Source organism: Aeromonas sp. QDB39 (assembly GCF_027707585.1).
In the GTDB taxonomy this organism is placed as follows: domain Bacteria; phylum Pseudomonadota; class Gammaproteobacteria; order Enterobacterales; family Aeromonadaceae; genus Aeromonas; species Aeromonas hydrophila.
This window is the reverse complement of sequence record NZ_JAPCIV010000062.1, coordinates 1-14483: the sequence shown is the minus strand read 5'-3', so window position 1 is coordinate 14483 and position 14483 is coordinate 1. Positions and strand designations below refer to the sequence as shown.

General features: G+C 58.6%; 11 protein-coding genes. 6 read left to right on the top strand and 5 right to left on the bottom strand.

The window, feature by feature from the left end:
* Positions 1-187: 187 nt before the first annotated feature.
* Complete coding sequence (locus PG899_RS22645) at positions 188-1507, bottom strand: anaerobic C4-dicarboxylate transporter (protein ID WP_011704800.1); 1320 nt, start codon at positions 1505-1507, stop codon at positions 188-190.
* Between the two features lie 127 nt (positions 1508-1634).
* On the bottom strand, positions 1635-3077 hold the full coding sequence (aspA, locus tag PG899_RS22640; protein WP_011704801.1) for an aspartate ammonia-lyase: 1443 nt from the start codon (positions 3075-3077) through the stop codon (positions 1635-1637).
* A gap of 449 nt (positions 3078-3526) precedes the next feature.
* On the opposite strand from aspA, the gene PG899_RS22635 reads away from it, so the two are divergent.
* Positions 3527-4003 (top strand): FxsA family protein, encoded by a 477-nt coding sequence (locus PG899_RS22635; protein ID WP_024946196.1) that lies wholly within the window; start codon positions 3527-3529, stop codon positions 4001-4003.
* Positions 4004-4026: 23 nt separating this feature from the next.
* Here the strand turns inward: PG899_RS22635 and PG899_RS22630 are convergent, their stop codons facing one another.
* Complete coding sequence (locus PG899_RS22630) at positions 4027-5427, bottom strand: MATE family efflux transporter (protein WP_077097917.1); 1401 nt, start codon at positions 5425-5427, stop codon at positions 4027-4029.
* A 182-nt stretch (positions 5428-5609) separates the two neighbouring features.
* On the opposite strand from PG899_RS22630, the gene PG899_RS22625 reads away from it, so the two are divergent.
* The 5 genes from PG899_RS22625 (at position 5610) to PG899_RS22605 (ending at position 10374) form a co-directional block, all read left to right on the top strand.
* The gene (locus PG899_RS22625) at positions 5610-5903 is read left to right on the top strand and encodes a co-chaperone GroES (protein ID WP_005309514.1); all 294 of its coding nucleotides are present in this window, start codon (positions 5610-5612) and stop codon (positions 5901-5903) included.
* Positions 5904-5944: 41 nt separating this feature from the next.
* A complete protein-coding gene (groL, locus tag PG899_RS22620; protein ID WP_011704804.1) occupies positions 5945-7579 on the top strand; it encodes a chaperonin GroEL in 1635 nt (544 codons plus the stop codon).
* 95 nt (positions 7580-7674) lie between these two features.
* On the top strand, positions 7675-8172 hold the full coding sequence (locus tag PG899_RS22615) for a hypothetical protein (protein WP_016349563.1): 498 nt from the start codon (positions 7675-7677) through the stop codon (positions 8170-8172).
* A 23-nt stretch (positions 8173-8195) separates the two neighbouring features.
* Positions 8196-10127, top strand: coding sequence for a putative bifunctional diguanylate cyclase/phosphodiesterase (locus tag PG899_RS22610; protein ID WP_190283856.1), 1932 nt, complete (start codon positions 8196-8198; stop codon positions 10125-10127).
* Positions 10128-10185: 58 nt separating this feature from the next.
* Positions 10186-10374: a hypothetical protein gene (locus PG899_RS22605; protein WP_073348952.1), complete on the top strand. Its 189-nt coding sequence runs from the start codon at positions 10186-10188 to the stop codon at positions 10372-10374.
* 73 nt (positions 10375-10447) lie between these two features.
* Here the strand turns inward: PG899_RS22605 and rluA are convergent, their stop codons facing one another.
* Entirely contained in the window at positions 10448-11104 is a 657-nt protein-coding gene (gene rluA / locus PG899_RS22600; protein ID WP_077097920.1) for a bifunctional tRNA pseudouridine(32) synthase/23S rRNA pseudouridine(746) synthase RluA, read from the bottom strand.
* 109 nt (positions 11105-11213) lie between these two features.
* The gene (gene rapA / locus PG899_RS22595) at positions 11214-14081 is read right to left on the bottom strand and encodes an RNA polymerase-associated protein RapA (RefSeq protein ID WP_270697728.1); all 2868 of its coding nucleotides are present in this window, start codon (positions 14079-14081) and stop codon (positions 11214-11216) included.
* Between the last annotated feature and the right edge of the window lie 402 nt (positions 14082-14483).

Below are 14483 nucleotides of genomic sequence, written 5' to 3'. Positions count from 1 at the left end.
GAAGCGTACCAGAACCGGCAGTTGGCCTCTTCTCTCCTATGCACCATGGGTGTTGCAGTTATTATCTGAATTCGCGCCTTGATAGAAACTGAAGCGCACAAGGATTAATTAATGATTTGACCTGAAAAGCAGGTATAAAAAACGGCCCGAACAGGGCCGTTTGCGTGTTTGTGGAATTAAATGCTGGTTAGAGCATCATGCCACCGAAGAAGAAGCCCAGCGCCACGGCGATGGCGATGGTGGCAACACCCGGTACGAAGAAGGGGTGATTGAATACCGCCTTGCCGATGCGGGTGGAGCCGGTGTCGTCCATTTCGACCGCGGCCAGCAGGGTCGGGTAGGTCGGCAGTACGAACAGGGCGCTCACGGCGGCGAAGGAGGCGATGGCGGTCAGCGGGCTGACACCCAGTGCCAGAGCGGCCGGCATCAAGGCCTTGGTGGTGGCGCCTTGTGAATAGAGCAGCATGGCGGCAAAGAACAGCACCACGGCCAGCAGCCAGGAGTACTGGTTGAGCAGGTCGCCGGCGATCAGCTGGATGGTGTCCATGTTGCCTTTCACGAAGACGTTACCCAGCCAGGCCACGCCCAGTACGCAGATACAGGCGGACATGCCGGACTTGAAGGTCGGCATGTTGGTGACCTGGGTGGCGTCCAGCTTGCAGACCAGGGTCATGATGGTGGCCGCGGCCAGCATGATGCCCATGATGGCGCCATCACGGGGGATCGGCGGGTTGGCGATCAGGCCCACTTTACCGGAGATGGCGGTGGCGTAGGCCATCACGGCCACGATGGCGGCGATGAAGATCCAGACCGATACCTTGGCGTAAGGCTTGAGTTCCAGCTTGGTGGTGCCGCGCAGCTTGATCAGCCCCTTGGCCTTGCGCTCCAGGTAGACTTCGTCCTGGTCGAGCGGCTTGCCCAGCATGTTGGCGACGAAGGCACCGAGGATGCAGGCAATGAAGGTGGAGGGGATGCAGATGGCCAGCAGGGTCAGGTAATCCACGCCAAACGGCTCAAGCATGCCGGAGAAGGCAACCACGGCCGCGGAGATGGGCGAGGCGGTGATGGCGATCTGGGAGGCGATGACGGCGATGGAGAGCGGACGGGACGGGCGAATGCCCTGCTCCTTGGCCACTTCGGCGATCACCGGCAGGGTGGAAAAGGCGGTGTGACCGGTACCGGCCAGCATGGTCATCAGATAGGTGACGACCGGGGCGGCGAAGGTGATGTATTTGGGGTTCTTGCGCAGGGCTTTCTCGGCCAGGGAGACCAGATAGTCCATGCCACCGGCCAGTTGCATACAGGCAATGGCGCAGATGACGGACGCGATGATCATGATCACGTCCCAGGGGATGTAGGTGACCAGCTGGTCGCTGGGAATTGGCATCCCCAGACCCCAGGTCAGTACCAGTACCCCCAAACCACCGGCAAAGCCGATGCCGATGCTGCCTATCCGGGCCCCCAGATAGATAGCGGCGAGCACGACAAGTAACTCGATTCCAATCATAGCGAACACTCCATTTTCCAGTTTTTTTAGGTTTTATTTGGCAGAAAAGCCAATTCCCGATGGGGCTGGGCAAGACCTATCGGGAACTGACTTTATGGGCCGGGATAAACCCGGCCCATTTGCTCGCTTATACGGTGGCTTCGCGGGTATAACGCTTGGCTTTGTATTGCGGGTTCATCAGGTTCTCGATGGAGAGAATTTCATCCAGCTGCTCGGCGGTCAGCAGGCCGCGCTCCAGCACGACTTCACGGACGTTCTTGCCGGTCTGAGCACAGATCTTGCCGACGATGTCGCCTTCGTGGTGGCCGATGAAGGGGTTCAGGTAGGTCACGATGCCGATGGAGTTCAGCACGTGGTTCATGCAGATTTCCGGGTTGGCGGTGATGCCTTCCACGCACTTCTCGCGCAGGGAGATGCAGGCTTTTTCCATCAGGCTCAGGGATTCGAACATCGCCTGACCGATCACCGGCTCCATGACGTTCAGCTGCAGCTGACCGGCTTCGGCGGCGAAGGTGATGGTGACGTCGTTGCCAAAGACCTTGAAGCAGGACTGGTTGACCACTTCCGGAATGACCGGGTTGACCTTGGCCGGCATGATGGAGGAGCCAGCCTGCATTTCCGGCAGGTTGATCTCTTTGAGTGCAGTGCGCGGGCCGGAGGAGAGCAGACGCAGGTCGTTACAGATCTTGGAGAGCTTCATCGCCATGCGCTTGATGGCGCCGTGCAGCATCACGTAGGCGCCGCAGTCGGAGGTCGCTTCGATCAGATCTTCAGCCGGAACATAGGCACGACCGGTGATCTCGGCCAGGCGCTTGATGGCCAGGGCGGAGTACTCGGGCGGGGTGTTCAGGCCGGTACCGATGGCGGTGGCGCCCAGGTTCACTTCCAGCAGCAGCTCCTGGCAACGCTTGATGGACTTGATCTCTTCGCGCAGGGTGACGGCGAAGGCATGGAATTCCTGACCCAGGGTCATCGGCACCGCATCTTGCAGCTGGGTACGACCCATCTTCAGGATGCCCTTGAACTCGGCGGCCTTGGCATCGAAGGCGGCGATCAGTGCTTCCAAGGCGTGCAGGGTGGTGTCGGTGCTGTTGACCACGGCCACGCGGAAGCCGGTGGGGTAGGCATCGTTGGTGGACTGGCACTTGTTGACGTGGTCATTGGGGTTGATGACGTCGTAGCGGCCCTTGGCCAGACCCATGATTTCGAGGGCGATGTTGGCCAGTACTTCGTTGGTGTTCATGTTGACGGAGGTGCCGGCACCACCCTGGTAAACGTCGACCGGGAACTGGTCGAAGCATTTGCCGGTGTTCAGCATCAGGTCGCAGGCTTCTACGATCTTGTCAGCAATTTCAGGACGGATGGTACCCAGTTCGCCGTTCGCCAGGGCGGCGGCCTTCTTGGTCAGTACCATGCCGCGGACGAATTCCGGAACGTCAGAAATCTTCTGAGTGCTGATCTTGAAGTTCTCAACGGCGCGCAGGGTATGCACACCGTAGTAGAGATCGTTGGAAACTTCTTTGGTGCCCAGCAGGTCTTCTTCAATGCGGACGTTCTTGATGTCGCTCATTGTAATGCCTCAGAAATCAGATAAATGGAAACGATCCTCACCGAGTGGTCGCGAGTTCCTTACGCACGGTTCATCCTGAAGCACCACACATCGAGTGGGGCGGTTGGGGGCTTTTTTGCTCCCTTAATTACTGGCGTCGATATTACCCCAATTGAGGTATCTGATATTAGACCTGGATCACTAAATTTGAGACAACCTCAAATAACTTGTGGTCATTAAACAGATATTGCAATCAACCGATTTACTTTGACAGAACAATGACTTCAATCACAGTCTGGCAGGCCGGTTTTTCTGTGGATCCGGCGCCTCGTCACCCTGTGGACTTGAAAAATGCGCGTCACCCCCCATTTTAATCAACAGGAACCGATACCATGGTGGGTTGGCAACGGCATCAGCGGTTGTCGCACTTCGCCAGCGGTTCATTCACATTCATCCGCACTGAGGTTGTTATGGGCAAGTTGTTTCTATTGTTGGTCGGTCTGGTGGTGCTTGAGCTCACCGTGATGATCGAAGTCGGCTCCGTGATCGGTGCCTTGCCGACCGTCGGCTTGCTCATTCTGACGGCGGTGCTGGGCTCCTCGCTGGTGCGCAGCGAAGGGATCAAGACCCTGTTCAACGCGCAGCAGAAGATGCAGCAAGGAGAGATGCCGGGACGTGAGGTGATGGGGGGCATGATGCTGGCGCTGGCCGGTCTGCTGCTGATCATCCCGGGTTTCGTGACCGACTTCTTCGGCATTCTGCTGCTGCAGCCCTGGCTGCGCAACAAGCTGGCCGACAAGCTGATCGGCAGCAACCAGTTCAAGATGCAGATGGGCGGTTTTCAGGCCCGTCAGCAGCCGTTTGACGAGGTGCCGGGCAATGACCAGCCGGGTCAAGCTCCGCGCAGCGGCACCACCATCGAAGGGGAGTTCGAGCGCAAGGAGTAACTGCTGCGCTTACTTTCCTGCCATCAGGGCCTGCCCTGATGGCACAGCAGCTCGAAGCGGTGGCGGGCATACCACCAGGCCAGGGTGCCCGCCGCCAGATTGGCCACGAGAATTCCCAGATAGATTCCCTGCTCCCCTCCCAGTTTTGCCCCCAGCCAGGCTCCTGGCAGCAAGAAGACAAACAGCCGCAACCCGTTGAACAGGAAGGAGACGCTGGAAGCCCTCACGCCATTTAAGGCGGATGCGAGCAGCATCACCATGCCCTGAAAGCCGTAACCGATGGGCACCAGGTGCAGATAGAGCACGATGAGGCGCACCACCTGCGGATGACTGCTGAACAGCTCGGCGATGAAGGGGGCCAGCAGCCAGGTCAGTGCGTATACCGCCAGCTGGAACAGCAGGGCAAAGCGCATGCAAAACTGCAGCGCCGCCTTGGCACGGGCCGGGTTGCCCGCCCCGCAGTTTTGCGAGATGAAGGGCGCCAGCACGGAGGAGAGCGCCATCATCACGATAAGCAGCAGGGCTTCCACTCTCGATGCGGCGCCGTAGGCGGCCACCACTTCCGTCCCCAGCCCGGCGAAGATGGTCATCAGCACGGCGTTGGCCAGCGGGTTGAGCATGTTGGTGAAGGAGGCGGGCACCGCCACGTGCAGCAAGGCGCGCCAGTGGGCCAGCAACTGTGGGCGCGGGGAGAGGCGCCAGCGCAGCAGTCCTTCCCGGTGGCGCAATATATAGAGGCTGACCAGCATGGCCATCAGCCAGGAGAGTGAGGTGGCGATGGCGGCGCCGCGGATCCCCCATGCGGGGAAGGGGCCTATGCCGAAGATAAGCAGGGGATCCAGCACGCCGTTGACCAGCCCGGCCACCGTCATTACCAGGCTGGGGGTCTTGGTATCGCCGGTGGCCCGGATGGCGGCATTGCCCACCATGGGCAGCACCAGCATGGGGACGGTCAGATACCAGATCAGCATGTAGTCGTAGATGAGGGCGATCAGCTCATCGCTGGCGCCGAGCAACCGGAACAGCGGGTGTATGGTCAGCGCCCCCGCCAGGGCGATGAGGGCGACCAGCAGCACGGCCAGAAACAGGTTGTCGGTGGTGATGCGGGCGGCTTCATCATGCTTGCCCTGGCCGAGCGCATGACCCATCACCGCAGAGAGGCCGGCCCCCAGTCCCATCGCCAGCGAGGTGACCACGAAGGTCACCGGAAAGGTGAAGCTGATGGCGGCCAGCGCCTGGGTGCCCAACATGCCAATGAAGAAGGTATCGACCAGGTTGAAGGCGAGAATGGCGACGATGCCGAGGATCATCGGGCCCGTCATGCGCAGCAATACGGACGTCATGGGGGCAGTCAGCAGGGGATTGGGTCGGGTCACGGGCTTGTCTCTGTACGTCTGGCGGAGTTCTGGCTGCGGGCAGCACAAACCGGTTTCCTGACCGGGACTTCGGGAGATCCATCGAAGACGTTCATAGTACGTGAAAATATTTTTTTTGTATTTGCCCTTGAAGGGTTAACAAACGTGCCCCACATCGGAGACATATCTAATTTGGCCAGGAATGGCCATTCCTCAAAGCAACACAGAGACTCATTTTGGGAGAGTTATCGATGAAAATTCGTCCACTGCACGACCGCGTCATCATCAAGCGCATCGAAGCTGAAGCCAAATCCGCTGGCGGCATTGTCTTGACTGGTACTGCGGCCCAGAAGTCCACCCGTGGTGAAGTTCTTGCCGTGGGGACTGGCCGAATTCTGGATAATGGCGATGTCAAAGCCCTCGCCGTCAAGGTTGGTGACAAGGTGATCTTCAACGAAGGCTACGGTGTGAAGACCGAGAAGCTGGATGGTCAGGACGTACTGATCCTGTCTGAAACCGACATCCTGGCGATTGTCGAAGAGTAATCCACCCTTTCCCCCTGCGAATTGATTGAAGGATTGAAGAAATGGCAGCTAAAGAAGTCAAGTTTGGCAACGAAGCACGCAGCAAGATGCTGGAAGGCGTAAACATCCTGGCCGATGCCGTCAAGGTAACTCTGGGCCCGAAAGGCCGCAACGTGGTACTGGACAAGTCCTTCGGCGCGCCGACCATCACCAAGGACGGCGTCTCCGTTGCCCGCGAAATCGAGCTGGAAGACAAGTTCATGAACATGGGCGCCCAGATGGTCAAGGAAGTTGCTTCCAAGGCCAACGACGCCGCCGGTGACGGTACCACTACCGCTACCGTACTGGCTCAAGCCATCGTCAACGAAGGCCTGAAGGCCGTTGCCGCCGGCATGAACCCGATGGATCTGAAGCGCGGTATCGACAAGGCCGTAGTGGCCGCTGTTGCCGAGCTGCAAGCGCTGTCCCAGCCGTGTGCCGACAACAATGCCATCGCTCAGGTAGGCACCATCTCCGCCAACTCCGACGAGAAAGTGGGCAAGCTGATTGCCGAAGCCATGGACAAAGTCGGTCGTGACGGCGTCATCACCGTTGAAGACGGTCAGGGTCTGGACGACGAGCTGGCCGTGGTAGAAGGCATGCAGTTCGACCGTGGCTACCTCTCCCCGTACTTCGTCAACAAGCCGGAAACCGGTGCCGTTGAGCTGGACGATCCCTTCATCCTGCTGGTTGACAAGAAAGTCTCCAACATCCGTGAAATGCTGCCGGTGCTGGAAGGCGTAGCCAAAGCGGGCAAGCCGCTGATCATCGTGGCTGAAGACGTAGAAGGCGAAGCGCTGGCGACTCTGGTGGTCAACACCATGCGTGGCATCGTGAAAGTCGCTGCCGTCAAGGCTCCTGGCTTCGGTGACCGTCGCAAGGCCATGCTGCAGGATATCGCCATCCTGACCGGTGGTACCGTGATCTCCGAAGAAGTGGGCATGGAGCTGGAAAAAGCGACCCTGGAAGACTTGGGCCGTGCCAAGCGCATCGTCATCACCAAAGAGAACACCACCATCATCGATGGCGTGGGTGATGCGTCCCTGATCGAGAGCCGTGTGGCCCAGATCCGTCAGCAGATCGAAGAGACCTCTTCCGATTACGACCGCGAGAAACTGCAAGAGCGCGTAGCTAAACTGGCTGGCGGTGTTGCGGTGATCAAGGTTGGTGCTGCCACCGAAGTCGAGATGAAAGAGAAGAAAGCCCGGGTTGACGACGCCCTGCACGCGACTCGCGCCGCAGTAGAAGAGGGTGTGGTTGCCGGTGGTGGTGTTGCGCTGGTACGCGTGGCCGCCAAACTGGCCGGCCTGCGTGGCGACAACGAAGATCAGAACGTGGGTATCAAGGTCGCTCTGCGCGCCATGGAAGCCCCGCTGCGCCAGATCGTCATCAACGCCGGTGAAGAGGCCTCCGTCATTGCCAACGCGGTGAAGAACGGTGAAGGTAACTTCGGTTACAACGCCTACACCGAACAGTACGGTGACATGCTGGCCATGGGTATCCTGGATCCGACCAAGGTGACCCGTTCTGCCCTGCAGTTCGCCTCTTCCATTGCTGGCCTGATGATCACCACTGAGTGCATGATCTCCGAGCTGCCGAAGAAAGATGCCCCTGCCATGCCTGACATGGGCGGCATGGGCGGCATGGGCATGATGTAATTCAGCCCTGGTTACCAAACGGCTCGCTTTTGCGGGCCGTTTTTTTTATGGCGACTAAACTGAGTCTATTGTCAGTGACTTAATCAGAGGTGAGTATGCGTGTACTGGGTTTGATTCCATTACTGTTTTCTCTGGCCATGCCGGTGATGGCACTTGAGGCGCCACAGGGGCCCGTCATTTTGAAGGTGACCGGCAATGTGCTGCCGGCCGAAGCGACGGAGGGGGTGGTCTCCTTTGATCTCGCCATGCTCAAGGCCCTGCCGCAGCATGAGATAGTGACCAGCAATCCCTGGGTCGACAAACCGCACAAATATGTGGGGCCCAAGCTGGCCGATGTCTTGGCTGCCGTCGGTGCGGATGGCAAGGCGATCACCTTGACGGCCTTGAACAGTTTTCAGATCAGGATCAACTGGGATAAGGTCAGGCAATACGACCCGATTCTGGCCTGGCAAGATGATGGGGTCACCATGCGGGTACGGAATAAGGGACCGCTTTGGTTTATCCTACCGCTGGATCAGTATCCCGAGCTGAAACGCTCTGAGTTTACCGACATGATGATTTGGCAACTGAATGCCATTGATATTCAGCATTGATGTAGTGGCTTGCGGGAGTACGAGTGAAAGCAAAGACCAAGGCGTGGCCTTTACTCATCGTTCTTTACCTATCCATCCTGTTGTTTACGGGAAGCACTCTCTATTGCCTCGCGCAGATACAGAATGCGACCCGAGTGATGGAGAGGTACACCTATGACGTCTCCTGGGCCCTGATGCAGTTGCAACTGGAGTTGGGGCGTTTCCTCAACTCCGTCGAGATCTACCATTATGGCGGCATCGATCACGATACCCTGATGCTGCGCTATGACATCCTGTGGAGCCGGACCCCCATCCTGCTCAGTGGCCAGTTGCGTCAGAGCATGAAGGACAAGCAGAAGACCTTGCGGCTGGTGCAGCTGATCGAAAGCAACATTCGCGAGATGGAGCCCAATATCACCAATCTGAAGGCGGGGACACCCGATTATCAGCAGATATTGATGCGCCTGGTTCCTCTGCAGGAGCCACTCTCCTATTCTCTCGCCTCCGTGATGCAGAAGAACATCAACGTCTATTCAGGCAATGACAAACGCTTTGGCCAGCTGCGCAATGCGCTGCTGTTCATGGTCTCAGGGCTGGTGCTGTCGGTGATGTTGCTGAGCGGCTTGCTGATCCGTGAGGCTCGTCGTCATTTCAGGGCGGCGCGGATCGATCCCCTGACCGGGCTCTCGAACCGGTTGGCCTTGCTGGAGAAAATGGAGTCCTACGCTACCAAGGAGACGCCGTTTGGCCTGGTGCTGGTGGACATCAACGATTTTCGCGACATCAACAGCAAGTTCGGCTACAACACCGGCGACTTTCTGCTGCAGGAGCTGGCAAAGCGAATGCGCAATTTGTGTGAAAATGGTGAGTGGGTGGCCCGGCTGGGCGGCGATCAGTTTGCCATGATCCAGCGTGAAAGCAGTGACCTGCGCCAGGTGAGGGAGCTGGTGGCCCGCCTGCTGCATGCGCTCAAGCAGGATATCATCATCGACAACTACCCGTTCCGCCTGGAGGTGGGCATCGGCATCGCCTTCTTCCCGATGGACAGCAAGCATACTCAGGAGCTGCTCAGTCGTGCCGAGCAGGCCTTGTTTCACAGCCGCAAGACCCATGTGCCATACGTCATCTACGACAACTCGTTGCTCAATGAAACGGCGCGCCGCAAGCATTTGGCAAGCGACATGATCATGGCGCTCGAGCACAATGCACTCGAGCTCTATTACCAGCCCATCGTCAACCTCGAGAGTGGCCGCTGCGAAGCGGTGGAAGCCTTGCTACGCTGGCGTCACCCTGAATTGGGCTTCATTCCACCCAACGAGGTGATCCAGGTCGCCGAAGAGTTCCAGCTGGCCGAGAAGCTGGGCAGTTGGGTATTGAACACGGCCTGCGAGCAGCTCTATCAGTGGCAGCAACTGGGTTTGGTTGATTTGCAGATATGCGTGAATATCTCGCCCGGCATGTATCAGCGCAATCTGTTGAAGCTGGTTGCCAAGGCCTTGATGGACCACCATATCCCGGCCGCCAGCCTGGTGCTGGAGGTGACGGAAGACACCACCATGCGCGAGGTGAAAAACTCCCTGCAACTGATGCAGGATCTCAATCAGCAGGGGGTACAGCTGGCACTGGATGATTTTGGTACCGGCTACTCCTCGCTCAGCTATCTGCAGAAGCTGCCGGTCAGCAAGGTGAAGATCGATCGCTCCTTCATCCAGGGGATCGATACGTCTATCGAGGCATCCGAGCTGGTCGCCAACATCTGCCGGATGGGTTCCATGCTGGGCAAGAGTCTGGTGTGTGAAGGGATAGAAACTCAGGCTCAGCTCGACGTGTTGCGCACCCTCACTGATATTCATCTCTATGGTCAGGGCTATCTGTTCAGCCGCCCAGAACAGGCGGAGAAGGTTTATCAAACCCTGCTTGAGATGGAAGAAGAGTGGCTGGAGCGGCGTCAACCGGACAAGGCGTATTTAATTTAGCCAAAATGGCTCATGCTTGGCCCAAGATGGCCGATAGTCTTAAAGCAGGAGGTACACCATGGATATATCTAGTTCTGCATCTGCGTCATTTGGTTCTGCATTGATGACGGCCAGCCTGGCCAAGAAACAACAGACCCAAGAAGGTGAATCTGCATTGAAACTGCTGCAAACAGCAGCTCAATCAGCACCGGTTGCACCGACATCGGCCAACGCTTCTTTGGGAAGTAACATCGATATTCGCGTCTGACCCTAACGAAAAAGCCCCCATCCAGTCGATGGGGGCTTTTTTATGTCTGCGATATTGCGATGTCTATCTTGGCTCAGACCGAAAAAGGGGTTGGTGCCTCGAAGGTCATCTTCTCGCCGCTGCGGGGGTGGCTGATGGTCAGACTCGCTGCATGCAGATAAAGGTGCGGTGCTGCCGCCAGTGCATCCGGATGGGCGTAGAGGTTGTCGCCCAGAATCGGGTGTCCCAGCTCCAGCATATGGACGCGCAGCTGGTGCGAGCGACCCGTGATGGGAGTCAGCTTGATCAGGCTGTTACCATTCTCTACCTTCAATTTTTCCCACAGGGTCAGGGCGTGACGCCCCTCCTCGTGATCCACCTTCTGTTTCGGCCGGTTGGGCCAGTCGACGCAGAGCGGCAGGTCGACCTGACCTGACGCTGCCTCCGGCTCGCCCCACACCCAGGCGAGGTAGTGCTTCTCGGTCTCCCGCTCGCGAAATTGCCGGCTCAGCTCCCGATGGGAATTGGGATTGAGGGGAATGACAATGACGCCAGTGGTGGACATGTCGAGGCGATGAGCCGCCGCCGCCTTGGGGTGCTGCTGCTTTACCCGATGCAGGACGCTGTCTTCATTCTCGGGGCCGCGCCCGGGCACGCTCAGCAGGCCAGTGGGCTTGTTGACCACCATGATGTCCTTGTCCTTGAACAGGATATCGAGCCAGGGTTCCAGAGGCGGTGAGTATTCAAACATAAATGTCTCGCATCAGAAGGTGGGGGCAAGCCCCCATCAGTTATGAGTAACCACAATCATAAAGGGCATGGCATCCGGCATGAGCCGGTCATGTCTCTTCAGTATCGCGTCAGTTATGGGTGACCACGATAAAGCGGATGGCATCCAGCTTGAGTTGGGTCTGATCGATCAGGTGGTGCAATTCTGCCTGCAGATTGCGCAGATAATCCAGTTCGCTGTCGCGCACGTTCGGGTTGACCGCCTTGAGCGCTTCCAGCCTGTCCAGATCCTGCTGCAGGGTCTGTGCCATCTGGGCGCGGGCCTTGTCGACAATCCCGCCTTTCAGCTCTTCGGCAATGGCCTGGCCCTTGCCAATCAGACCGTGGATCACCGGTTGGGACGCGGTGACCAGCTTGCTGCCGAGGTGGCGATTGACCGGCGTGAGCTGGCGGTTGAAGGCATCGAACGCCACTTTTTCACCCAGATTCTGGCCGTTCTTGTCCATCAGCAGACGGATCGGGGTCGGTGGCATGAAGCGGTAGAGCTGGGGATGGGCCGCAGACTCGGCAACGAAGATCAGCTCAAGCAGGATGGAGCCGATAGGCAGTGCCTTGTTCTTGAGCAGGGCGACCGAGGTCGCACCGATCTCGGAGCCCAGGATCAGGTCGATACCGCCACGCATCATGGGGTGATCCCAGGAGAGCAGCGCCATGTCATCCCGCGACAGGGCTGTATTGCGATCGAAGGTGATGGTCATGCCATCTTGCGGCAGGCCCGGGAAGCTGGAGACCAGCATGTGATCCCCCGGGGTCAGCACCAGCGCGTTCTCGCCACGGTCATCCTGATTGACGCCGATCTCGTCGAACATCTTGAGGGCGAAGGAGATCATGCCGGTGTCGTCATCTTCGGCGGCCAGCTTGTCGACCAGCTGCTGGGCAGCGGCGCCACCGCTGGAGTGGAGCTCCAGCAGGCGATCGCGACCCTGTTCCAGCCGGGCCTTGAGCGGCTCGTGCAGTTCGCGGGTTTTGACCAGCAGGGCGTCGAGGGGGGCCTGATCGCCTATGTTGGCGGCCAGCAGCTCGAACAGCTCGTCACGCACCGCTTCGAATACCGGGCGGGCAGTCGGGCAGGTCTGCTCGAATGCATCCAGACCATCGTGATACCAGAGCTGCAGGGCGCGCTGGGCGGTCCCTTCCAGGTAGGGCACGTGGATTTCGACGGTATTCTGCTGACCGATACGATCCAGTCGACCGATACGCTGTTCCAGCAGATCCGGATTGAGCGGCAGATCGAACAGCACCAGATGACTGGCAAACTGGAAGTTGCGACCTTCTGAACCGATCTCGGAGCAGAGCAGCACCTGGGCGCCACCATCCTCTTGCGCAAAATAGGCCGAGGCCTTGTCCCGCTCGAGGATGGACATCCCTTCATGGAATACGGTGCCGCGGATCCCTTCACGGGTGCGCAGCGCCTCTTCCAGTGCGAGAGCGGTGGCCGCTTCGGAGCAGATCACCAGCACCTTCTGCTGGCGGGCAGAGAGCAGCAGCCCCAGCAACCACTCGACGCGCGGGTCGAACTGGGTCCAGGTGGCGTTGTCGCCTTCGAACTGCTGGAAGATCTTCTCCGGATAGAGGTAACGCAGGGCGCGGGTCTGCAGATCGCCACCGTTGCCACCCATCATGCCCATTACCTTGATGGCGGTCTTGTACTGATCCGGCAGTGGCATCGGGTAGATGTTGAGATGACGCTCGGGGAAGCCCTGAATATTGGCGCGGCTGTTGCGGAACAGCACCCGGCCGGTGCCGTGCTGATCCAGCAGCTTGGCAACCGCCTGCTGACGGGCCGCAGCATCGCTTAAGTCCAGCCCTTCCAGCTGGCTGGCGAGGATCTGCCTGGCTTCATCGCTCAGGGTTTCGCCTTCCAGCAGCTCTTGCGCGGCGCTGGCGACCTGGCCATAAGCCTGCTCCTCGGCGAGGAAGGCCTCGTAGTCGTAGAAACGCTCGGGATCGAGCAGGCGCAGACGGGCAAAGTGGCTCTGGTGGCCCAACTGATCCGGGGTGGCGGTCAGTAGCAGTACGCCCGGCACCTGTTCGGCCAGCGCTTCCACCATTTCGTAGGCGCGGCTCGGGGCCTCTTCGCTCCACTCCAGATGGTGTGCTTCGTCGACGACCAGCAGATCCCACTCGGCTTCCAGTACCTGCTCGAAGCGACGACGCTTCTTGCGCAGGAAGTCGAGGCTGCAGATCACCAGCTGTTCGGTTTCGAAGGGGTTCTCTGCATCGGCGAATGCCTCGATGCAGCGCTCCTCGTCAAACAGGGAGAAGTGCAGGTTGAAGCGGCGCAGCATCTCGACCAGCCACTGGTGCTGGAGCGTTTCGGGCAGCAGAATGAGCACGCGATGGGCGCGACCGGAGAGCAGTTGCTGATGAATGATCATGCCCGCTTCGATGGTCTTGCCCAGACCCACCTCATCGGCCAGCAGTACGCGCGGGGCGTAGCGGTGACCCACTTCGTGGGCAATATAGAGCTGATGCGGGATCAGGCTGACCCGGCCACCGGCCAGACCGCGAGTCGGGTTGCGACGACGCTGGTGCTGGTTGACCAGCGCCTCGTAGCGCAGGGTAAAGCGGGACATCCGATCGATCTGACCGGCGAACAGGCGATCCTGCGGCTTGTTGAACTTGATAAAGTTGTTGAGAAACACTTCCTTGAGGGCAACGGGCTCATCATTGTCGGTGCGAACACCTACATATATAAGCAGGCCGTTTTTCTCCTGCACTTCTTCGACCGTCATGGTCCAGTCTTCGTGACTGGTGATCTGATCGCCCACATTGAAGCTGACCCGGGTCACCGGCGCCTCTTCTTTGGCATACATGCGGTTTTCACCGGTAGCCGGAAACAACAGGGTAACCATGCGTCCTTCAACAGCAACGACAGTCCCCAACCCCAGATCCGTCTCTGTATCACTAATCCAACGCTGGCCAAGTGCAAAAGGCATTAAACTCTCCAAAGCCCAAGAGTGTGTGAATCGCAAAGGGGCGCTATGTTACCCGAAGGCGTGAGCGCGATCACCATGGATATAGAGGTGGCAGGCGTCATTCGTCGGGTGGAGCGAACCGACGTGCTCACCTATGGCTAAAGATAGAGGGATGTCGCTATATGGAGGCAGAATTGCTGCATAAGTCATCCATCTGGGTGATTGTTGAGCAGTTGAACTGTTTTCTCGAATTTAATTCGAAAACCCTCTTGCAAGCGTGATCCAGATCCCTATAATGCGCCTCCATCGACACGGCAAGCGGCAACGCAAACAGCCGGGTCGGTAGCCTCGAAAAGCCTTTGCAAATAAGGCTTGACTCGAGAAGGCGGTTGAGTAGAATGCCACTCCCGCAGCAGCCAAAAG

Coding starts and splice junctions, on each gene's coding strand:
- PG899_RS22645 (WP_011704800.1), bottom strand. CDS start 1,507: ATGATTGGAATCGAGTTACTTGTCGTGCTCGCCGCTATCTATCTGGGG.
- aspA (WP_011704801.1), bottom strand. CDS start 3,077: ATGAGCGACATCAAGAACGTCCGCATTGAAGAAGACCTGCTGGGCACC.
- PG899_RS22635 (WP_024946196.1), top strand. CDS start 3,527: ATGGGCAAGTTGTTTCTATTGTTGGTCGGTCTGGTGGTGCTTGAGCTC.
- PG899_RS22625 (WP_005309514.1), top strand. CDS start 5,610: ATGAAAATTCGTCCACTGCACGACCGCGTCATCATCAAGCGCATCGAA.
- groL (WP_011704804.1), top strand. CDS start 5,945: ATGGCAGCTAAAGAAGTCAAGTTTGGCAACGAAGCACGCAGCAAGATG.
- PG899_RS22615 (WP_016349563.1), top strand. CDS start 7,675: ATGCGTGTACTGGGTTTGATTCCATTACTGTTTTCTCTGGCCATGCCG.
- PG899_RS22605 (WP_073348952.1), top strand. CDS start 10,186: ATGGATATATCTAGTTCTGCATCTGCGTCATTTGGTTCTGCATTGATG.
- rluA (WP_077097920.1), bottom strand. CDS start 11,104: ATGTTTGAATACTCACCGCCTCTGGAACCCTGGCTCGATATCCTGTTC.
- rapA (WP_270697728.1), bottom strand. CDS start 14,081: ATGCCTTTTGCACTTGGCCAGCGTTGGATTAGTGATACAGAGACGGAT.